General features: G+C 47.0%; 19 protein-coding genes. 15 read left to right on the top strand and 4 right to left on the bottom strand.

Annotated features, from left to right (window positions below; all coding sequences use genetic code 11):
* The first annotated feature begins 404 nt into the window (after nt 1-404).
* Nucleotides 405-1940, top strand: coding sequence for a serine/threonine protein kinase (locus tag RLO19_RS10075; RefSeq protein ID WP_446356025.1), 1536 nt, complete (start codon nt 405-407; stop codon nt 1938-1940).
* A gap of 341 nt (nt 1941-2281) precedes the next feature.
* Here the strand turns inward: RLO19_RS10075 and RLO19_RS10070 are convergent, their stop codons facing one another.
* The 3 genes from RLO19_RS10070 to RLO19_RS10060 all read right to left on the bottom strand — a co-directional run bounded on the left by RLO19_RS10070 (nt 2282) and on the right by RLO19_RS10060 (nt 5216).
* Nucleotides 2282-3688: an NAD(P)(+) transhydrogenase (Re/Si-specific) subunit beta gene (locus RLO19_RS10070; RefSeq protein WP_446356023.1), complete on the bottom strand. Its 1407-nt coding sequence runs from the start codon at nt 3686-3688 to the stop codon at nt 2282-2284.
* A gap of 13 nt (nt 3689-3701) precedes the next feature.
* Nucleotides 3702-3980, bottom strand: coding sequence for an NAD(P) transhydrogenase subunit alpha (locus tag RLO19_RS10065; protein WP_446338094.1), 279 nt, complete (start codon nt 3978-3980; stop codon nt 3702-3704).
* Between the two features lie 90 nt (nt 3981-4070).
* Complete coding sequence (locus RLO19_RS10060) at nt 4071-5216, bottom strand: Re/Si-specific NAD(P)(+) transhydrogenase subunit alpha (protein WP_446356021.1); 1146 nt, start codon at nt 5214-5216, stop codon at nt 4071-4073.
* Nucleotides 5217-6157: 941 nt separating this feature from the next.
* Here RLO19_RS10060 and RLO19_RS10055 point away from each other — a divergent pair.
* From RLO19_RS10055 to RLO19_RS10010, 10 genes are all read left to right on the top strand, one after another.
* Nucleotides 6158-6691: a DUF2808 domain-containing protein gene (locus RLO19_RS10055; RefSeq protein ID WP_446356020.1), complete on the top strand. Its 534-nt coding sequence runs from the start codon at nt 6158-6160 to the stop codon at nt 6689-6691.
* Nucleotides 6692-6928: 237 nt separating this feature from the next.
* Nucleotides 6929-8089 carry an RRXRR domain-containing protein gene (locus RLO19_RS10050; RefSeq protein WP_446356018.1) on the top strand — a complete coding sequence of 387 codons (1161 nt, stop codon included), beginning with the start codon at nt 6929-6931 and terminating at the stop codon, nt 8087-8089.
* A 233-nt stretch (nt 8090-8322) separates the two neighbouring features.
* The gene (gene rpmH, locus RLO19_RS10045; protein WP_446339826.1) at nt 8323-8460 is read left to right on the top strand and encodes a 50S ribosomal protein L34; all 138 of its coding nucleotides are present in this window, start codon (nt 8323-8325) and stop codon (nt 8458-8460) included.
* Between the two features lie 150 nt (nt 8461-8610).
* A complete protein-coding gene (gene rnpA / locus RLO19_RS10040) occupies nt 8611-9015 on the top strand; it encodes a ribonuclease P protein component (protein WP_446356016.1) in 405 nt (134 codons plus the stop codon).
* Complete coding sequence (locus RLO19_RS10035; RefSeq protein ID WP_446356014.1) at nt 9005-9397, top strand: PH domain-containing protein; 393 nt, start codon at nt 9005-9007, stop codon at nt 9395-9397. Before rnpA ends, RLO19_RS10035 begins: the two co-directional genes overlap by 11 nt.
* Nucleotides 9398-9686: 289 nt before the next feature.
* Complete coding sequence (gene yidC, locus RLO19_RS10030) at nt 9687-10856, top strand: membrane protein insertase YidC (protein WP_446356012.1); 1170 nt, start codon at nt 9687-9689, stop codon at nt 10854-10856.
* Between the two features lie 2 nt (nt 10857-10858).
* The gene (locus RLO19_RS10025) at nt 10859-11341 is read left to right on the top strand and encodes a Jag family protein (protein ID WP_446356010.1); all 483 of its coding nucleotides are present in this window, start codon (nt 10859-10861) and stop codon (nt 11339-11341) included.
* A gap of 62 nt (nt 11342-11403) precedes the next feature.
* Nucleotides 11404-11907, top strand: a complete 504-nt coding sequence (locus RLO19_RS10020; RefSeq protein WP_446356008.1) for a YceD family protein — start codon at nt 11404-11406, stop codon at nt 11905-11907.
* A gap of 173 nt (nt 11908-12080) precedes the next feature.
* Nucleotides 12081-13595 (top strand): AAA family ATPase, encoded by a 1515-nt coding sequence (locus tag RLO19_RS10015; RefSeq protein WP_446356007.1) that lies wholly within the window; start codon nt 12081-12083, stop codon nt 13593-13595.
* 144 nt (nt 13596-13739) lie between these two features.
* Nucleotides 13740-14231, top strand: coding sequence for an SH3 domain-containing protein (locus RLO19_RS10010; RefSeq protein WP_446356005.1), 492 nt, complete (start codon nt 13740-13742; stop codon nt 14229-14231).
* Between the two features lie 126 nt (nt 14232-14357).
* Here the strand turns inward: RLO19_RS10010 and RLO19_RS10005 are convergent, their stop codons facing one another.
* Entirely contained in the window at nt 14358-15167 is an 810-nt protein-coding gene (locus RLO19_RS10005) for an SH3 domain-containing protein (RefSeq protein ID WP_446356004.1), read from the bottom strand.
* A 299-nt stretch (nt 15168-15466) separates the two neighbouring features.
* On the opposite strand from RLO19_RS10005, the gene RLO19_RS10000 reads away from it, so the two are divergent.
* The 4 genes from RLO19_RS10000 to RLO19_RS09985 all read left to right on the top strand — a co-directional run bounded on the left by RLO19_RS10000 (nt 15467) and on the right by RLO19_RS09985 (nt 20402).
* Entirely contained in the window at nt 15467-15643 is a 177-nt protein-coding gene (locus RLO19_RS10000) for a hypothetical protein (protein WP_446339817.1), read from the top strand.
* Nucleotides 15644-15734: 91 nt separating this feature from the next.
* The gene (locus tag RLO19_RS09995; protein ID WP_446356002.1) at nt 15735-16703 is read left to right on the top strand and encodes a peptidoglycan-binding protein; all 969 of its coding nucleotides are present in this window, start codon (nt 15735-15737) and stop codon (nt 16701-16703) included.
* Between the two features lie 180 nt (nt 16704-16883).
* Nucleotides 16884-17669, top strand: coding sequence for a WecB/TagA/CpsF family glycosyltransferase (locus tag RLO19_RS09990; RefSeq protein WP_446356071.1), 786 nt, complete (start codon nt 16884-16886; stop codon nt 17667-17669).
* Between the two features lie 369 nt (nt 17670-18038).
* On the top strand, nt 18039-20402 hold the full coding sequence (locus RLO19_RS09985; protein ID WP_446356000.1) for a GumC family protein: 2364 nt from the start codon (nt 18039-18041) through the stop codon (nt 20400-20402).
* The last annotated feature ends 124 nt before the right edge of the window (nt 20403-20526 follow it).

Below are 20526 nucleotides of genomic sequence, written 5' to 3'. Positions count from 1 at the left end.
TTAGCAATAACCTATCTAATTTATTCCGATTTTCTGTGTCACCTATAATCAGAAGTATAAAGCGTGAAGATCACTCACTGGGATTTGACCCCCCCTAAAAATCTGCGACGTTTTACCTGCTTTTGTGTGTTAGCTTAGCAGGATAGAGTCCGGGATAGACCGATAAATTCTACGTCATCCTTGACATTTTTAACTTCTTGAGTTATTTATTGTGCGGTTTGCCACAGGTGTGGCTCCAGTTGAGCGCTCAACGAAGCGATGAACTATGGCTAGTCACCATGGAACGAGTAACCGAGTGAGTTATTGGGTTTAGTTCTTGAGGATGCTACTTGCCGAATTGCGCTTGGGTCAAACTGGTAAATAGGTATTGTTCACAACTGCTCCAAGCTCTCACTAAACCAATCATGACAAAAGACCCTAATCATGGTCGCATACTCGCCAATCGCTATCAACTCATTGGGTTGATAGGTCAGGGCGCTATGGGTCAAGTTTATCAAGCTAAAGATATGTTACTGGGCGGCGTTATTGTCGCTGTCAAATTCATCTCCCAAACCTTGCTCAACCAAAAAATGCGCGATCGCTTCGAGCGAGAAGCGACGATCTGTGCGCTACTTGGGGAAAAAAGTAATCATATCGTGCGCGTCCGGGATTATGGCGTGGATGAAAATGATATTTCGTTTTACGTCATGGAGTTCCTAGAAGGCAATGGCTTAAGTGAAATCATTCGCGATCAAACCCTACCCTTACCTCGGTTTCTCAATATTAGCCGTCAGATTAGTTTAGGGCTGCAATGCGCTCATAAGGGGATCGTGATCGAAGGTGAACTTAGCCCAATTATTCACCGAGATATTAAACCCAGCAATATTCTCGTGGTTCAAGACGCCTCCTTCGGAGAACTGGTAAAAATCCTCGACTTTGGCATTGCTAAGCTGATCCAGTCCAACAGCGAGCAAACACACTCGTTTATGGGGACGTTAGCCTATTGTTCCCCCGAGCAAATGGAAGGACGGGAACTGGATAACCGCTCAGATATTTACAGTCTGGGTGTGATGATGTTTGAGATGCTCACGGGCGAAATGCCGATTGTGGGCGAATCCAATTCCTTCGGCGGGTGGTACAAAGCCCATCACTTCACTCCACCGCGCACCTTTGAAGCCGCAAAACCCGATTTGAAATTGCCCAAAGCCTTGGAAAATCTGGTGATGAGTTGTTTGGCAAAAGAGGCGAGCGATCGCCCGCAAACAATTGAGGAAGTCATCCAGACGTTAGAACCCTTAGAGCAGCGTTTTGGTCAAGGACGACAACTCGGTCAACGGATTGGTGCGGTACTCTCGAAAATATCCCGCGTAGAAGAACCGCCCCAGCCTCCAGCTCGTTCCATTGAAGACCTCTGTTTACAAACATCTTGGCCCAAAAACAAACCCCAAGCCTCGATTGTTTTTCCTCATATTATTCGCACCAGTCAGGAACTGTTAGCCACCCTTTGGGTGATGCTGACGAAGGACGATATTGAAAACCGCCGAATTAGTACCCGCTATAACCAATTCCTGTTTCTGATGTCTCCTCATCCCATGGTGTTATGGATTACAGCATTGCATAATCGGCAACATGGCGCCCGTTGGCTAACCTGCTATTTGGATCTGAAAACTGCCATGGGTCAGAAAGTGATCCGCATTTTAGGAGAATCGGGAAGCTACCGGATTTTATTCTTTGCCCTGACTCAACCCCAACGCTGCGCCAATGTGATGACCTCCACCATTGCCTCAACTCAGCGTAAACTGCTCCTAGATTGGGCAAATGCTAGCCATGCGGCTATGCCCAGCGCTCAGCCTCAGCTAAGTAAACGAATTCTCAAGCAAGAGCTTGAGAAACTTAAGCCGAAAATTGTCATGAAGCTAGAAGCCGTTCATACTGATTACCCAACCGATATTTCCGGATAGGATTTAATGTTCTGTAGGGGCGGGTTTAGGGACTCAATTCCGCTATTCACCGATAACCGTTCAACAAAACCCGCCCTTTCCCACCGAATCGCGAGGGGCTGTCTATAAACCAGCCTGGAGGCACGGGGTTGTCGTGCAAGCTAAGCCGAACTGTTGAATATGTTCAGCAAAGCTTGTTTGATGACTTCAGGGCTACTGAAAACCCAGACCGAGCGCGATAGCAGGTCTGGGTAGTTTATCAATAACCTCTCAACAACACCTGCCATGATTCGATTTTCGGGGCGGGTTGAGTCAAATTCGGATGGCAAAAATGATCATCGTCAAACCCGCCCCTAGGTTAATTAAAGCTGCTTCACTTGAGCAACTAGCTGCGCCACAATATCCTTGGCGCTACCAAACAACATCATGGTCTTATCGCCGTAGAACAGCTCATTTTCAATCCCAGCAAAGCCCGCGCTCATGCTTCGCTTAATCACGATCGCGTGCTTTGCCTTATCGACATCGAGAATCGGCATACCGTAAATCGGACTACTGCTATTGCTGCGAGCGGCTGGATTCACCACATCATTGGCACCAATGACGAGGGCGACATCCGTGTTATCAAACTGAGGATTGATGTCATCCATATCATAGAGCTGGTCATAAGATACATTCGCTTCAGCTAAAAGTACGTTCATGTGTCCCGGCATACGACCCGCAACTGGGTGAATGGCGTATTTGACCTCAACGCCCAGTTTTTCAAGCTGATCAGCTAACTCGCGCACCGTATGTTGTGCCTGAGCCACCGCCATACCATAACCTGGAACAATGACCACAGAACGGGCATAGCCCAACATCATTGCCCCTTCTTCAGCATCAATACTATGGACAACCTTGTCCCCTACACCACCTGCGCCACCAGCACCGCCTTGGGCGTCACCGCTACCAAAGGCACTAAATAGGACGTTGGGTAGGGAACGGTTCATCGCCTTACACATAATATTGGTCAGAATTAACCCCGAAGCCCCAACTAACGCCCCAGCCACAATCAGCATATCGTTCATCACGACAAAACCCGCCGCGCTCGCCGCTAACCCAGAAAACGAGTTCAGCAGTGAGATCACCACAGGCATATCGCCGCCGCCAATCGGCAGGACAAAGAAAATCCCTAATACCGAGGAGATACCTACCATCGACAGAAAGATGGTTGTATTCTCCGGTGTGACTAATAGGTAGCCACTGCACACCAAAAAGCTAATCAGGAGTAAGGCATTAAAAAGTTGCTGTAAGGGAAACTTTACCGGCTTACCCGTAATCAACCCCTGTAACTTGCCAAATGCCACAAAGCTGCCAGTGAGCGTGACTCCACCAATCAACACACCCAGAATCACGGTAATCGTAGACCCTAAGGGTACACCTTGACCCATGCTGAGCAAGCGCCAAAATTCCCCGATCGCGACTAGGGCTGATGCGGCACCGCCCAACCCATTCAGTAAGCCTACCATCTGAGGCATGGCAGTCATCGCGACTTTATAGGCGGCGATTACGCCAATTACGGAACCAAGGGCGATCCCTGCCACAATCATTTGATAATTCAAAACCTGTTGGTTAAGCAGAGTTGCCACTACAGCCAGCAGCATTCCTACCGAAGCCCAAACATTTCCTTGGCGTGCCGTAGCTGGTGATCCCAGCTTTTTCAACCCCAAGATAAATAATCCCGTTGCGACTAAATAGGTTAGTTCAATCCCAGTCGGCAGAAACTCGCTCATGCTCTCACCTCACTTATTTTTTAAACATTTGCAACATTCGATCCGTAACTAAGAAACCCCCCACCACGTTAACCGTGGCTAACACCACAGCAATTAAACCCAAAATAACTGTGACATTCCATTCCTTAGATCCGGAGATAAGCAAGGCGCCAATGACGGCAATACCGGAAATGGCATTAGCGCCAGACATCAAGGGAGTGTGCAGGGTGGGTGGCACTTTGTTGATCACTTCAAAACCAACAAAGGAAGCTAACACGAAGACAAATAAACTGGCAATAAATGTGGTGGTCATCCCTTCCTCCTTTTTCGGGCTTCATGATACTAACTTTTCTTTGAGCAAGCTACAGGGTTCATCGCCAAAGACAAAACGAGCAACCATGACCTATACTTTTGTACTCATTTGAGACAGAGCATCTTTGACCCGCTGATTACGAATTTCGCCACCATGGGTGACACAGGTGCTCTCTACAATATCATCCTCAAAATTGAGTTGTAACTGTCCCTCTTTTACCAGGTACTGCAATAACGTTGATATATTCTTGGCATACATCTGGCTGGCGTGGGTGGGCATAGACGAGGGGACATTCATTGGACCAATAATTGTCACGCCATGACGGACAATATCTTTCCCCGCTTCGGTAAGGGCACAGTTTCCACCTTGTTCGGCGGCGAGATCCACGATAACCGAACCTGGATTCATTTGCTGTACCATTTCCTCCGTCACTAGCAAGGGGGCTTTTTTCCCAGGAACTTGGGCGGTGGTAATTACCACATCGGCTTGCTTGACGTGTTCAGCGATCACCTCTTGGGTGCGCTGTTTAGCGGTTTCAGAGATTTCCTTAGCATAACCGCCTTCAGCGACGGTGTCTTCTTGGATTTCTACCTCGACAAACTTCGCCCCTAAACTTTGCACTTCTTCCTTAACCGCCGGACGAATATCAAAGGCTTCTACCATAGCACCCAGGCGTCGGGCAGTCGCGATCGCTTGTAAGCCAGCGACTCCTGCACCCAGGATAAATACTTTTGAGGGTTTGATCGTTCCCGCTGCTGTGGTTAACATGGGGAAGAATTTTGGTAATGCGGCGGCGGCAATCAGTACGGCTTTGTACCCGGCTACCCCAGCTTGGGAGGACAGCGCATCCATACTCTGGGCGCGACTGGTACGGGGAATCAACTCCATACTGAAGGCTGTCACCTGGCGGTTTGCCAGTTTCTGGGCGACGTCTGGCTTACCCAGGGGGTTGAGGAAGCTAATTAATACTGATCCTGCCCGCATCTGGTGGATTTCGTCATCTTTGGGAATGCCCACTTTCACGATCACATCGGCTTCACCCCAGAGTTTGCCTGGTTCTGAGACTAAGGTAGCCCCTGCTTCTTCGTAGGCGCGATCGCTAAAAAACGATGCCTCTCCCGCACCATTTTCTACCCAAATCTCTAAGCCCTGTTTGACTAAACGGGCAACAGTATCCGGAATCAGGGCGACCCGATTTTCGCCAACTTCAATTTCTTTAACCAGTGCTATTTTCATGAAAACTCCTTCTAACCGAAAAAACTATAACTTAGTCATTAGGCTACTGCCATACACGAAGTGCGTATTTTTATGACATCATAGCCCTTGTGCCTTCCTTTTGCATCAACCCTACACAGGCTATTTTTGGCTGGTAAAATTTTTGGGTCTTGAACACGATTAAGTCCAGTTCATCATCCGTACTGAATTAGCTACAGTTTAATCGGAATATTCCTCTGCCATTCTACTAATATCCAACATCTTTATTTTCTAGGCTACTCCTACCTAGTATCGCTTGATAAAATAGTCCTAAATTTTGTAATTGAGTCAGATCTTGTTCATCTACATTGAATAGCAATAAGTTTTGACAAAAACCGTAAAACTCTCTCCCTGTCTCCCATCAGCCTCAACAATCAAATTAATTCAATGCGTGAGAGCTTGCTATTTGCCTCCTAATAGTATTCGGTAATACTCAGAAGTATGAGCAGCTTTTTGCCAATTTTGTGTATATTTAACTACAGATAGGATAAAAATGAACAAGAGGGTGATAGTAGGCTGCCAGACACTTTAGCGGAGTCAAGCCTAGTAGCGTGGCACACCTAAAATGGTGGATTAGTATTGTAGGGGCGCACGGTGTGCGCCCAATTTCACCGTCAAATCTATTCCACAATTTTAGCTGTGTCAGTCCACTAGGTTCCCAGAAACCAACCTTCAAAGGTGACAGGCTCCTCCTGAGAAGGGCGGGCGCTCCTAAAGTTTCGGGACAGTGCTAAAACGTTTGCGGTAAAACCAGCCCCTACATCCAGAGCTTCCCCAAGTGGGAGATGAACCTAAGGCACTTTTCTCACGTCTTGAGCGTCTGCACCATCGCCGGACTACGGTATGAATTAAATCTGCTACAGTCAAAAACTGTAAAGCTTAGTAAAAATCTTAGTTTTTTTACAGCGAAAGGTCACCCACTTATGTTTACCCGCAAATCTCTTCTAGGACGCTTCGTTTCAGCCGTTGCTTTGACAGGCTGTTTATTCACAGGTTTAGCTGTCCAGACTTGGGCTCAGAATAATCCCGGACTCACTATTTTTAGCGGTGTGCAACGGGAAAATATTCTCAGGTACTATTTTGACTTTGGGGGTCGTGCAGCGGCTTGGGATCGATTGAGATTGAGGATTCCCAGCAAAAAGATGGAATTGGCGGTACAGCAGTTTGTCGTTCGTTATCCAGATTATTACACAGGAAAATTTAATCCAGATCGGATTGAGGTCAGGGTTGACGGTGAATCCCTACCCATTGCTGAGGTGGACTGGGATAAAGACAATTACCAGATCCAGATTTATATGCAGGAGCCAGTTCCAGCCCAAGAAAAGGTAGAAATCGTGTTGTCTGATGTAAAAAATCCCCGGTTTGGCGGCACCTTTTATTTTGAATGTCTGGTATGGACTCCCGGTGATGTTCCCCTACCGCGTTATCTGGGAACCTGGATTCTGACGATTAGTTAGTTTTCACTCACAGGGTTCAATAACCCTGACCTACTTCGTGAGGACAGGGATTGCCGGACAAACGGCGATTTAAACCGTTGAATACCGCACCATCGTCTCGGTTTGGCACAGACTTCCGAATACTTCCCTAGTTCGGATTATCTCTAAGGCTTTTTGTCAAGCCGCTGCGCGAGTCAGGACATCTTAACCGAGATGGCGGGAAGGGACTTATTACTCTCACTTGTGAGGATTATCTCCATGCTACGAGTATCGGTTTTATCAAAATCAGGTAAGCCTTTAATGCCAACTAAGTCTAGCCGTGCTAGGCGCTGGTTAAAGGAAGGCAAAGCTAAGGTGGTACACAACGATTTAGAATGCTTTGGCATTCAGTTAACCTTTGAAACAGGGGAAAACACCCAACCTATAGCCATAGGCATAGACCCAGGCAAATGCTACTCAGGCATCGGGGTTCAATCGAAGCTTGCTACCCTCTGGATGGCTCACTTAGTCCTTCCATTCAAAACGGTCAAGGAACGGATGGAACTACGGCGGGTCATGCGCCGAGCAAGGCGGGGAAGGCGGATTAACCGCAAGCTGCCATACTCTGAGCGCTCTCACCGCCAAAAGCGGTTTGATAATCGTAAGCAAGCTAAGCTTGCGCCCTCAATCCGAGCCAATAAGCAGTTGGAGCAGAGGGTAACTAAAGAGCTGCTTAAGCTTTTCCCCGTTAGCGCCATTCACTATGAATTGGTTATGGCTGATGTGGATAGAACCAGTGGACGTAAGTCGGCTCAGTCTGGTGTCGGCTTCTCTCCGGTGATGGTGGGGCAACGACAGATGCTTAAATGGCTATCTGAGCTGGCAACTGTCACAACTCACCAAGGGTGGCACAAGGATGGTAATGGCACGAGCCAACTCAGGCAATGGCTAGGGCTAGCCAAGGACAAGAAAAATAAGGCTAACCAGACGCCGACGACACACGCCGTTGATGGTTTAACCTTAGCCGCGTTCGAGTTTGCTCAGTGGAGAGAGTGGCACTCTGATAATGCCAAGCATGGTGGCTGGCAAGGCAGTGTCGAAATTACACCCGCGCCGTTTGCGGTAATCCGTAGACCACCTATTAGTCGCAGACAACTCCATCTGTGTATTCCATCCAAGGGAGGCAAACGGCGCAAGTACGGCGGCACAGTTACCCGCCACGGCATCAGAAAGGGGGATAAAGTTATAGCCCAAAAAGCGGGAAAGACTTACACAGGCTGGTGTTCTGGGGACACTAAAACTCAGGTTTCCGTTAGCGATGGAAATTGGAAACGATTGGGGCAGTTTACTGCCAAAAAAGTCCAGTTGTTGCAGCGAAGCACGGGGTTAATCGTCGTGCCTTCAACTGGACTGGTCAAATCTTGCCACTCAATGTGGTGAGATTTGACCTCTATTCCTCCCCGCATTGCTTCGCTGAATGCGGGGAGGAATAGAGGTTTACGATGAGGAATGAGAGATAGGGATAAGTTTAATACCCAGGCGTGACAAATTAGGGGATTGGAATGTTAAGCTAGAAAATTGTGACTCTTGGGTTAACTGGGAAAAGTTGTAGAACTTCTTTGAGTTTTCCCAATTATTCCTATATGGTTTGGTAGAAAGATAAACAATAAACGATGACAAAACGCACATTAGGCGGTACTAGCCGCAAGCAAAAACGCAAATCCGGATTTCGCGCCCGCATGCGAACCAAAAATGGTCGAGCTGTGATTAAAGCCCGCCGGAGTAAGGGACGTTATCGTCTAGCGGTGTAATGTCACCTGGTAAAGGCTCAGGACTTACGCCAAATTCACCATTAGGCGTCGATAGTCCCATAGGGTGCTTGATCAGGCGCCCTATAGCCCCTTCCCTGACAAATGACAATGACGAATGACGAAGGACAAAGGACAAAGGACAAATAACAATTGTTGCCTCAAGCAAATCGACTCAGGCATTGGCGAGATTTTAAGGCAGTATACCAAAAGGGAATTCGTCGCTATGGACGCCATTTAACAGTGCGAGGGTTGCGGTTGCCTAGGATTATCCATGAGGATGTTCTAAGTTCAGACAACTCACAGCTTAATCGGTTAAGTCAGCCGCCTACTCGCATTGGTATTTCCGTCAGCCAAAAAGTCAGTAAAAAAGCCGTTGTCCGTAATCGCTTGAAACGACAGATTAGAGCAGCTTTGCGCCAATTATTGCCGCGACTGAAACCGGGTTGGTACGTCATAGTTGGAGTACGTCCCAGCGCCTTGGAGTGCGAATATGCTCAATTTTTGCAAGAATTAGAGCAGTTATTGGTAGATGCTGAGGTAATAAATGGGCATTAAAGAAGAAACCTATTATGAGGGGGGTCCCCACATCGGTGACTTGATTATAAACATTTTGCTGGGGTTCACGGTTATCGCCTTGCCCTTAACCATTGGAGCGGTTGTGCGGGCGTTGTGGCTGCGCTATCGGATTACCACTCGCCGCATTTCGGTGACAGGAGGATGGCAAGGGCGCGATCGCACGGATATTGTCTACTCCGAAATTGCTCAACTGCGGAAAGTTCCCCGTGGTATCGGTCTTTGGGGAGATATTGTGGTTATCCTGAAAGATGGTAGCCGTTTAGAACTGCGGGCTATGCCTCAGTTTCGCGAAATTTACGATTACATCGGTGAAAAAGTGTCTGCCAAAACGGGTAAACCTCTGGATTCCGTTAAGGCTTAAAGTATAGCGGCGGTGAGCAGGAGGGCAATATTTATAGGGTTTGGGTGTAGGGTGCGGGAAATAGTTGAACTTCTTTATACCGCTCAAAAATTTTCCGTAACTTTGGATACATTTGCCCATTGGATTTCTCTGGGCTGCCAAAGAGGGCGATCGACGCCAAAGTCGCCCCATCCAATTACAGCTTAGATTCTTAAGAGCGATAAATTGGGTGACATTGCCTCCCATTGCCGCCAATATTCGATAAATTAGATTCAGAAAACGTTACAGCGCCTAGGTTGAATTTATACGAATGGATTTTGGTATCGGGTTTCTCTCTAACAACGTCATGCTGCCAATCCTGGATTTTTTCTACGGGATTGTGCCTAGCTACGGTCTTGCCATCGTGGCACTGACTCTGGTAATTCGCTTTGCTCTCTATCCCCTGAACGCAGGCTCCATTCGCAACATGAGGCGCATGCGAATTACCCAACCCTTAATGAAAAAGCGGCAAGAGGACATTCAGAAACGCTATGGCGATGACAAGGTGAAGCAACAAGAGGAAATGAGCAAACTCTTCCAGGAGTTTGGTAATCCCCTAGCTGGCTGTTTCCCTGTCCTGCTACAAATGCCTGTTTTATTTGCCCTATTTGCCACATTGCGGGGATCACCGTTTTCTAATGTGAACTATACGGTGGATGTTCAAATCTTTCCCCAGGAAAAAATGGAGTTCATCCAACCCCAAGCCTTTGCCACCAAACCCCAAAATATTTACTTTGCCGATGGTGTGCATGCGCCAGTCGCCGCCGTATTACCGAGCGGTAATCGTTTAGTGGTGGGGGAGAAGACGCCAATCGACTTTCAATCCGTTGAGGGGAAATCCTTAAGCACCCTGAAGCAGGAATATCCAGACACCAAAATTATTCCTCAATGGGAAATCACCAAAGGGGAAGATAAGGTGCGCTTGAGAGAAGATGGCACCATTGAAGCCTTAGCACCGGGCGAGGTAACGCTCAAGGCAACGATTCCAGGATTGGCGGCAGATCGAGGATTCCTGTTTATTGACGCCTTGGGACGGGTGGGTGCCTTTGAAGAGGATGGCAGCATCCACTGGGATATTGTCGGCATGATTCTATTTTTTGGCGTGAGTTTGTATGTGAACCAGATTCTCACCGGTCAGAATGCTCCAAGTGGTTCATCCCAGCAAAACACGGTGAATAAGATTACCCCAGTTTTATTTTCTGGGATGTTCTTCTTCTTCCCTTTACCAGCCGGGGTGTTGATGTATATGGTGATTGCTAACGTTTTTCAGACGCTACAATCCTTTATTTTGATGCGAGAACCCCTACCGGAAAATATCCAGAAAATGGTTGAGGAGCAAGAAAAAGCGGAACGGAAAACCCAATCGAAAGAAAAGTCAGGCGAAGGGCGAGAATCACTGCCATTTGAACCGAAACGTTCCAAGAAAAAAGCGTCAAGTTAGTTATGAGTAATCAGCAGCGGGGTCAGCAGTGGCTGGAAGAGTTGCTACGCTTATCCAATGTGTCGGCGACGGTGCAAGTCACTGATGAGAACCAAGATAGTAAAGCGAGCTACTGGTTGACCATTGACCAAAGCCAATTGACCGAGGCAGAAATTCAAACCCTGATTGGCACCAATGGTGAGGTTCTGGATGCGCTACAGTATTTGGCAAACGCAATTCTTAACCTCGGTCAGCTACCAGTAGCTCAGGCGGCGTATACCGTTGAACTCGATGGTTACCGTCTGCGGCGTCAAGAGGAACTCCGGATACTAGCAGATCAGGCGGCTCAGAAAGTGCGGGAGACCGGTCAAGATTATGAATTGCGATCGCTCTCCGCTGCAGAACGCCGTCAAGTGCATACGTTTCTTCAGGAATGTGAAGATTTAGAAACTCATAGTCAGGGTCAAGAACCAGATCGCCGCTTAGTGGTTCGTCTACGTCCTTGAGTGGCGAGCGAGGGTTTAACCTCTGGAGTACGGTGGGTTGTTTGCAGCAAAGGAGTGGCATCATGGAAGCAGTTTATATTCCTGGATTGCTTAAATTACCAGAGCAAACCGATGTGATTCAGGTGAATGAATTCCTGCCTGATTTAGAAACTCTAACGCCCGTGCGAGGCGGCTTACACGTTAAGCATCAAGGGAATTATTTGGAAGTATCGGCGCAAGCGGAAACGATTATTACCCTAGCCTGTAACCGTTGCTTGCAGCAGTACAATCATCGGTTAACCTTGGATGTGTCTGAACTGGTTTGGTTAGATGAAGCCGCCGACCAAAAGGATCAGGGTGTCCTAGAACGAGAAACGCCCTTGGAGGAGTTGGTGGAAACCTTACATCCCCAAGGGTATTTTGATCCTAATAGTTGGCTTTATGAGCAATTGTGTCTAGAAATTCCTCCCCGACAGTTATGTGACGCCAACTGTCCAGGAATTGTTATTGATGAGAATAGCACCACTAAGCCAACAGACCGACGTTGGGATGCTCTGGAAATTTTGAAGGGACAATTGCCCAAATAATGGTCATTGGTCATTTGCCCAGATTTATGTAGGTAGGGGCGGGTTTAGAAATTAATGTTGATGATTTTTCATAACTGAGATAGAAAACCCGCCCTCCTATCATTGAACAGAGGTAAAATATAGGTTTGGTGAATGATTCGGTTTGAGGTTGTCGCATTTAACCCCAATACACCATGAGTTTTAATGATGAGTTTGAGCTGCTTCTACGCGCCCGCTACCCCCTGATTTACATCCCCACCCTGGAAGAAGAACGAGCCGAAGTCGCGATCGCACAGGTGGCTCAACGCTTGGGTGAACGTGGGGTTTATCTGTGGGATTTTGTCGATGGCTATCAAGGGAACCCTAATGATCAAGGGTTTGGACGCCGCAATCCCTTACAAGCCTTAGAATTTGTCGAGAAAATCCCCCCGAATGCCCCTTCTATCTTTATCCTCAGAGACTTTCACCGCTTTCTGGACGATATCTCCGTTTCCCGTAAACTGAAAAACCTGGCGCGACTCCTCAAATCCCAGCCGAAAAATATTGTCATCGTCACCCCCCAAGTCGCCATCCCCCCAGACTTAACTGAAGTGCTGACAGTACAAGAGTTTCCCCTACCCGATGTCTCACAAATCAAAGCCGAAATTAGTCGCTTAGTCGCCGCAACCCATCAATCCCTCAGCGACAAAGTTTTAGATGAACTGGTGCGCTCTTGTCAAGGGTTATCCTTAGAACGGATACGCCGGGTATTAGCCAGAGCGATCGCGGCGCGGGGACAAATCCAACCCGATGACGTGGAAATGGTACTAGAGGAGAAACGCCAATCGATTCGTCAAACCCAAATCTTAGACTATTACCCCACCACAGAAAGAATTTCCGATATTGGTGGCTTAGATAACCTCAAAGACTGGCTGCTGCGTCGAGGCGGTGCTTTTACTGAACGCGCCCGACAATATGGATTACCCCATCCCCGTGGCTTGCTATTAGTGGGAATCCAAGGAACTGGAAAATCACTAACCGCCAAGGCGATCGCTCACCATTGGCATCTTCCCCTATTACGCTTAGATGTAGGGCGTTTATTTGGCGGCTTAGTCGGAGAATCCGAATCCCGTACCCGCCAAATGATTCAACTCGCCGAAGCCTTAGCCCCCTGTATTCTTTGGATTGACGAAATTGACAAAGCGTTTGCGGGAGTGGAATCCAAAGGCGATTCCGGTACCGCCAGTCGGGTGTTTGGTACATTTATCAACTGGTTAGCCGAGAAAAAATCTCCCGTCTTTGTCGTCGCCACAGCCAATAATATCCAAGCACTCCCTCCTGAAATGCTGCGGAAAGGACGATTTGATGAAATATTCTTCGTTGGCTTACCCTCTCAAGACGAACGCCAAGCTATTTTTGAACTGCACTTAGGGCGACTGCGGCCTCATAACCTAAAGAACTATGATCTAGAACGACTAGCTTACGAAACCCCCGACTTTTCCGGTGCAGAAATTGAACAAACCCTCATCGAAGCCATGCACATTGGCTTTAGTCAAAATCGAGATTTTACCACTGATGATATATTAGAAGCCGCCAGCCAAATCGTTCCCCTCGCTCGTACCGCCCAAGAACAAATTCAATTTCTCAAAGACTGGGCGGCGGCGGGAAAAGCACGTATGGCGTCTAGAGATACTCGTTTCAGTAGTCGGATTCAGCGTCAACTCCAATAAAAATTTGTAGTTGTGATCCTTGATTTTGCTAATCGGGCATAGTTTTGTGTAGGGGCTATTTTCACTATTATCGTTTGCTTACCTCACAAAAGATGCGACTAAACCCGCCCCGTGCAAGTGAGAGAGTTTTGAGTTTTTTGAGGAATGACAAATCCTATGATTTTATCAGGTATTGCCAAATTTTTTATCGGTCTTATTCTGGGTATTACCATACTATTAGCAGGAGGTGGCGCTGTCGCCTATTACTTTTTCACAAAATTGTCAGCGAATCCAGCTAAACCCATTTTTGCTGAAGAACAACCAGCCCAGCCAGTTAAATCTCCCGATTCAGCTAAGAAACCCGCCCAATCTACCCAGAAGCCGAAACCTAGTCCTAGTCCTAGTCCTACTCCCAGTGAATCCCCAGAAACCGAGGAATTACCCCCTGGCGCTTATGAAGCGAGGGTAACTTGGCCCGAAGGATTAAGCCTGCGCGATTCTCCCAGTCTTGATGCCAATCGTATTGGCGGGGTAGCATACAATCAGGATATTATCATCCTTCAAGAAAGCGATGATAAAAAATGGCAGAAAGTGCGATTGGCAGAAGGTGAACAAGAAGGTTGGGTTAAGGCGGGAAATGTTGAGCGAGTGGAATAAGTTTTGACCCTGTGCTTCCCTCAATGGCATGGTTTGTCGGGGCGGGTTTTACTACTATCGTTTCCTTAGCACCCATAAGTAACTAAACCCGCCCCGATCAAATGACAAATGACAATGAACCAATGACTAGAAACATGCTTTAAGATTAATATCGCCCAGTTGCGGAAATCCATTCGATATCCACCCAGCCGTCGGGGAGGTAATCCTCACCCATTCCCGTCCGGCGTCATCTAGTCTAAATTGGGGCGGATCAGAAAGAGTGACGCGATCGCCAGGGAAGACACCACCCACTCTCGCTGAATTCGTATTGGGACCCTCCCGAATCGCTAACCCTTCTTCTTCTTCATAAATCACTCGGCGACAACGGTTAGGCGGTGTGGGTGAGGGCGTAGTCGCAGCCGTATCCCCCGGACAAGGCTTAAGATCTTTCGCTTGGACAAATCCACTAATTGGAGAACGAATTGCGATCCAACCATTCCTACCACTGGCTTCGGCGAGGATGACTTGCTCGTCAGCTTGTAAGGCGCGAATTGGATTGGCGGTAGAACGTTCCGCGTAGATAAAACTTGACTGCGTCGCCGCCCGACATTGCCCACTCAGCCCTTGAGTGAGCAGAAAAGAACTTGTCGGGTTATACTCATGTTCGATGATGTTGCGCCCTATCAACCCACTGGGCGCTAGTCCAGTTGTGTAAACGTTGAACGATTCAACAGAAATGGTATGAGAGGGCTTTGAGGAGAACGTCACACCCTGGTGGCTTAAAAGGTTTATGTCAGGATTTATCTTTACATTTTCTTGGGTATGAACAAAAGTGGTCACAAACGGGGTCTGTCCTGCACCAACAGCTACACTCGCCGTTGCTGTCAAATCTTCTACTAAAGTAAATCCTAACACCAAGAGTGCGGCTGGCTTACTCCATTGACTAATTTGGCTCATCCTCATCACTCCTCAATCTGATTTAGCATCATGTCCGCTTGAATTTCTAACTAGTGCGATTGCTTTCCCGCCTTGACTAGGATATATCATCAGTGCTGAACCGGACTTGATCGCAGTAGTCGATCAATCACCGGGCATAACCATCATCCATCAAAATAGCGTAACATCGAGATTATATTAAGAAAGTTAGCTAAATCTAAATCTTGATTGCAATACTTCAGCAAAGACTTCAGTTAAACAAAAGAGAGTGGTACGGTTAGAAAACTTGTCTAAATTGATCCAAAATCCGAAAAAGACGCATGTACCACAAAAATACGAATAAAGATATCTGGACAGCATTAATTACCGCCGCCTTGGGTGCTGGAATCGTCACCTCGTTTGCCGTAAGTCAAGGTCAACACCCTATATTAGCCTTGACAATTACCGGGATAGCAGCGCTGTCGGCGGTTCTCATCGAGCGATCAGGATTAATTTGACATCCTCCCCAGCCGACAACAATAACATACCCCCCATACCATTTTCCCAGATAGCTTGATAAACTAGCAATAAAAGCTATCGGGGAAACCTATGGAAACCCTTGCCTATAGCCATCTTGTCTGGGCGTCGGAAAGCCAAGCGGAGGTGGTTCTAGAGAGTTTCAATCTGGATGAGTGGCTGCTAACCAAGCCTTGGTTTGGCGTACCCTGGCATTTGCTATTATTCGCCATCATCCTTAGCAGCCTAGGCATCACAGATAAAGCTGTAGCCCAAACGCTACAGCAAGGAAGTCGTGGAGCTCAAGTCTTTGAGATTCAACAGCGTTTGCGGGAATTAGGCTATTTCAATCAACAACCCACCGGTTATTTTGGTCAAATCACCACAGATGCTGTCCGGCAATTTCAACGCACTCAGGGACTGGTTCCGGATGGAATTGTCGGTCAACGCACTCAATCTTTCTTGTTCGATAACCTTAAGAGTCTTTCCCCCTTCGATTCTACCCTTACCCTAACAACTTTACCTCCCCCGAGTTCCACGATCGGTACATTGCCTACCCCTCCGAGTATCGGGAACATTTTAACCCCTCCTAGAGGGCAAGTGACGCCGCCGCCTCCCATTCCGACGCAACCGTTTAACCTCCGACAGTTGCGTCCCGGCGATCGCGGTGAAGATGTCGTTGAACTTCAGCTAAAGTTAAGACAGGCAGGTTTTGATCCAGGTCCAGTTGATGGCATCTATGGCGCCCAAACTCAGGACGCTGTGGAGCAGTTTCAGGAGGCGAATAATCTATTTCCCGATGGCGTGGCGAGTCAAGACACACTTCAGGCGTTGGGGTTAATCCCCACTCCTGAATCCAATCGCTATGTTGTCATTGTCCCCATTTACAATGGTGATACACTTACCCGAGTGCAACGATATGCGTCGGGGGCATTTACCGCCGACTCCGGGCGGGGCAAATTTGTCAATGCTGGCTCATTTACAGATCGTAACACTGCCGAAAGTCTTTCCCATCAGCTGCGATCGCAGGGTTTGGATGCACGGGTGGCGTATTTTCGCTAAGATTCACACCCAATGTATCGTAACAGAATCAAGCAATCTTTTATTCTTAGCCAAGGGAAAGACATAGAAGTTAATGTTATCATTAATGGGGTTGCTTCTACTATGAATTCATCATCAGTTCCACGCTCAATGAAAGACCAACAGGATAGCCAGTTTACACCTGAATCAGAGGTTATACCAATGTCTTTAGCTAGTGAAGATAGCGGTCTTTCAGTTCGTAAAAAAGTTAGAATTCTTAACTTATATATTGATAATTTTTCTAAAGATGAGTTTCTAAAGAAATTAAAGCAGGGTGTGGTCTTTACTCCTAATGTCGATCATCTCATGCAATTACAAGAAAATCGACAGTTTCTACAGGCTTATAAAGCGGCTGACTATTTGATATGTGATAGCCAAATTCTGGTTTACGCCTCTAGATTTTTGGGTACTCCCTTCAAAGAAAAATTATCGGGTTCAGATGTCTTTCCAGAGTTTTGCCACTATCACAAAAATAATCCAAATATTCGCATATTTTTATTAGGAGCCGCTCCGGGCGTAGCCAAGAAAGCTCAAGCAAGAATAAACGCTAAAGTTGGTCGGGAAATCGTCGTAGCAGAATACTCACCCCCTTTGGGATTTGAAAATGATGAACAAGAATGCCAAAAAATTGTGCAACTGATTAATGATTCAGGCGCTACAGTGTTGGGTGTAGGATTCGGGTCACCGAAACAAGAGTTGTTTATCAGTAAATACAAAAACCAATTTGATGATCGCGTTAAAATCCTTATGGGAATCGGTGCAACCATCGATTTTGAAGCCGGTAATGTCAAAAGAGCGCCAAGTTTTCTCAGTGACATCGGCTTAGAGTGGTTTTATAGGTTCATGATTGAACCGAGACGATTGTGGAAGCGATATTTTGTCGATGATGTAGGTTTCTTGTGGCTGATATTAAAACAGAAGTTAAAGATTTATAAGGCTCCTTTTTAGAAGATAGATTCATTCATTATAAAGTCTGCTTCGGGACGGGGACTAATGGTTGTAGAGAAGTTGCATACAACGTCTATAAGCAAGAGATTATTTTGCCGTTTTTGTTACAGTTTTTCGTTGATTGCTAGCATCAATTTCGATTACCCTAGACATAAATTGGGTTAACTCAGTTCTGTAAAGAGGCAAAGGTTTATTGTTGCTGTTCCCTTTTCCAAGTTCCCTCTTGAAGTAAACTTTATCAAACCTTTATTGATGATCATCTAGGGTTTCATTTAAAATGGATTAAGCAGACTCGCCAATTGGCAAAAAAGTATTGTGTGAGACACCTAGGGATAGAGACAGTTGGCTCAATGGTCTGGCATAATAGACATGCCAGGAACTGTTGCTAAAGAAGGGTTTGGGTGCGGTACAGTCAACATGACAGAGGTCAACATGGAAATAGAACGCGATTCTCCACTTTCATCAAACGGCAAGGGCGATAGAGTTGAACCGCCGTTGTCCTCCGATTTTGCTGATGAGGTGACAGCGACTCCTCGTGGATTGAATTTGCGTCCCTTGTTGCGAACCGCGAAGCGAAAAGCTTGGCTAATTGCTGGTTTGACTACCCTAACTACCGCAGCCGCTTGGTATGTAAGTACCAAAGAACCCCCAATTTATGCAGGAAATTTTCGTCTATTAGTAGAACCCGTAACCAATGAAGAACGGGCAAGTGACCCTAGCGCTTTGGCTCGCACCGATGGAGTGCCAAGTGATAAAATGTTTAGTCTGGATTATCCGACTCAGATTGAAATATTAAAGGGAGTGGGTGTTCTAAAGCCAGTGGTTGAGGAAATTGAAACGGAATATCCGGGATTTAGTGTTGGTGCTTTAAGAAAAGGATTAACTATTGAACAGGTTAGTGTCGGAAAAGGTAGAGATGCTGGAACCAAGATCCTGGAAGTGAGTTATCAAGGATATAATCCAAAACTGGTCGAGTTGGTTTTAGAGGAAACCGCCCAGAAGTATTTAAAGTATAGTCTGGATGAACGCCAGAGCAGTATTGGCGAAGGGGTTAAATTTATCGATGAGCAACTGCCGAAATTGCAGGAGCGTGTCACTAATTTTCAGAAACAGATTCAAAGTATTCAAGAACGGTATAACCTGATTGACCCCCAATCTAAAGGGGCAGAATTACTTGCCCAAGTCCGGGATATTGAAAACCAACAGATAGCCACCCAAAAAGAGCTACGGGAGTTGAGAACCCTCTCGACTAACTTGCGGCAACAATTAGGATTATCACCAGAGGAAGCTATCGCTTCATCAGCCTTAAGTCAAGACCCTCGTTATCAAGGGTTATTGGGGAAAATTCAGGAAGTTGAAAGTCAGATTGCCATTGAATCTGCTCGGTTTGGGCCGGATAACCCTAGGATGCAAGCCCTAGAGGAACAGCGACAGAATTTACTGGCACTGCTGAATCAAGAAGCCCAGCGGATTATTGGCGAGAACCTAAAAAGCACGACGAATAATTCTGATGTGATGACATTTCAGAATTCAGTTCGCATGGGGCTGATTCAGCAACTGGTGGAAGCGACGAACCAGATTAAACTGTTAGAAGAACGCACTCAGCAGTTAGCCCAGACAAGAGCTACATTCGCTCAACAAGCCGCTCAAATGCCTGAAGTTATCCGTCAGTATAGCGAACTCCAGCGGCAGTTGGAAGTGGCGACTCAGACGCTGAATCAACTTTTAAGGCAGCGGGAAACATTCCAAGTTGAGGAAGCGGGAAATAAACTGCCGTGGGAAATTCTTTCGGAACCGCAAATCGCCCGTGATGGAGAAGGGAATCCGATGAATATGGCGGAATCCTCCGACAAGCTGCTGTTGATGGGTGTGATGGGCGGAGTAGTCTTAGGTCTGGGGTTAGGGGTTCTCCAGGAAAAAATTAGAGATATTTTTTATAGCACAGAAGACCTCAAGGATGCGACGGATTTGCCGGTGTTGGGTGAAGTTCCGGCTTATCAAAATCGGAATCTGAGGCAGGATAAAGAGACTGGGGAGCATAGTTATCCGGATGCGACATTTCTGGAAGCCTTTGACTCTATTTATACTAGTATCCGGTTTCTGTTTTCTGACCGCCCGATTCGTTCCCTGACGGTTACCTCTGCGGCGTTGGGGGATGGTAAATCCACGGTGGCGTTACACTTAGCTCAAACGGCTGCAGAAATGGGTCAACGGGTGCTGTTGGTGGATGCAAATTTGACGCACCCTCAGATTCATCAACAGTTGAATTTACCGAACGCCAAAGGGTTGAGTGACTTGCTGGCAGAGAATTTGATGCCTCATGATTTTATCCAGCGATCGCCGATTTCTGATAATCTGTTTGTATTAACGGCAGGTCAAGCCCGCCCCCATCTGACGCGGCGGTTTGCCTCGGCGCAGATGCAGGAACTGATGGCGGAGTTTAAGACTAAATTTGATTTGGTGGTTTATGATACGCCAGAGTTCCCCAGTTGTATGGATATCAGTTATTTGGCAAGGCACACGGATGGGTTGTTGCTGGTGACGGCAATCAAGAAAACCAAGAACTCGTTAGTTAAGCAAACCATCACCCAGTTAGATGCCTTTGGCTTGCCCACACTAGGGATTATCGCCAATCATATCAAACGTTCAGGATTTATGGGGTTACCGCCTGCGCCCCAGGATAATAGTTGGGAGAAAACCCCAGTTTCAGTCTCTTGGTCGGGTAAGGTTTGAGAGTCACCTCTGTTCCCTCCCCTAAGAACCGGACATGAGACTTTCGCACTCATCCGGCTCAAGCCTTACTTCAAGCAAGTTTAACTTGGTTTTATGTATCTGCCTATGACACGCGCCGTGTAGA

It is taken from the genome of Coleofasciculus sp. G2-EDA-02, from assembly GCF_040226375.1.
Taxonomy (GTDB): domain Bacteria; phylum Cyanobacteriota; class Cyanobacteriia; order Cyanobacteriales; family Coleofasciculaceae; genus Coleofasciculus.
Note: the sequence above shows the minus strand (reverse complement) of the source record. Positions and strands in the feature narration are given on the sequence as shown.

Bases quoted from the DNA above. Each gene is read 5' to 3' on its own strand.
- RLO19_RS10015 (WP_446356007.1), top strand. From the start codon at position 12,081: ATGAGTTTTAATGATGAGTTTGAGCTGCTTCTACGCGCCCGCTACCCC.
- RLO19_RS10075 (WP_446356025.1), top strand. From the start codon at position 405: ATGACAAAAGACCCTAATCATGGTCGCATACTCGCCAATCGCTATCAA.
- RLO19_RS10050 (WP_446356018.1), top strand. From the start codon at position 6,929: ATGCTACGAGTATCGGTTTTATCAAAATCAGGTAAGCCTTTAATGCCA.
- RLO19_RS10000 (WP_446339817.1), top strand. From the start codon at position 15,467: ATGTACCACAAAAATACGAATAAAGATATCTGGACAGCATTAATTACC.
- RLO19_RS09985 (WP_446356000.1), top strand. From the start codon at position 18,039: ATGCCAGGAACTGTTGCTAAAGAAGGGTTTGGGTGCGGTACAGTCAAC.
- rpmH (WP_446339826.1), top strand. From the start codon at position 8,323: ATGACAAAACGCACATTAGGCGGTACTAGCCGCAAGCAAAAACGCAAA.
- RLO19_RS10010 (WP_446356005.1), top strand. From the start codon at position 13,740: ATGACAAATCCTATGATTTTATCAGGTATTGCCAAATTTTTTATCGGT.
- RLO19_RS10035 (WP_446356014.1), top strand. From the start codon at position 9,005: ATGGGCATTAAAGAAGAAACCTATTATGAGGGGGGTCCCCACATCGGT.
- RLO19_RS10005 (WP_446356004.1), bottom strand. From the start codon at position 15,167: ATGAGCCAAATTAGTCAATGGAGTAAGCCAGCCGCACTCTTGGTGTTA.
- RLO19_RS10070 (WP_446356023.1), bottom strand. From the start codon at position 3,688: ATGAGCGAGTTTCTGCCGACTGGGATTGAACTAACCTATTTAGTCGCA.
- RLO19_RS10065 (WP_446338094.1), bottom strand. From the start codon at position 3,980: ATGACCACCACATTTATTGCCAGTTTATTTGTCTTCGTGTTAGCTTCC.
- RLO19_RS09995 (WP_446356002.1), top strand. From the start codon at position 15,735: ATGGAAACCCTTGCCTATAGCCATCTTGTCTGGGCGTCGGAAAGCCAA.
- RLO19_RS10055 (WP_446356020.1), top strand. From the start codon at position 6,158: ATGTTTACCCGCAAATCTCTTCTAGGACGCTTCGTTTCAGCCGTTGCT.
- RLO19_RS10025 (WP_446356010.1), top strand. From the start codon at position 10,859: ATGAGTAATCAGCAGCGGGGTCAGCAGTGGCTGGAAGAGTTGCTACGC.
- yidC (WP_446356012.1), top strand. From the start codon at position 9,687: ATGGATTTTGGTATCGGGTTTCTCTCTAACAACGTCATGCTGCCAATC.
- RLO19_RS09990 (WP_446356071.1), top strand. From the start codon at position 16,884: ATGTCTTTAGCTAGTGAAGATAGCGGTCTTTCAGTTCGTAAAAAAGTT.
- RLO19_RS10060 (WP_446356021.1), bottom strand. From the start codon at position 5,216: ATGAAAATAGCACTGGTTAAAGAAATTGAAGTTGGCGAAAATCGGGTC.
- RLO19_RS10020 (WP_446356008.1), top strand. From the start codon at position 11,404: ATGGAAGCAGTTTATATTCCTGGATTGCTTAAATTACCAGAGCAAACC.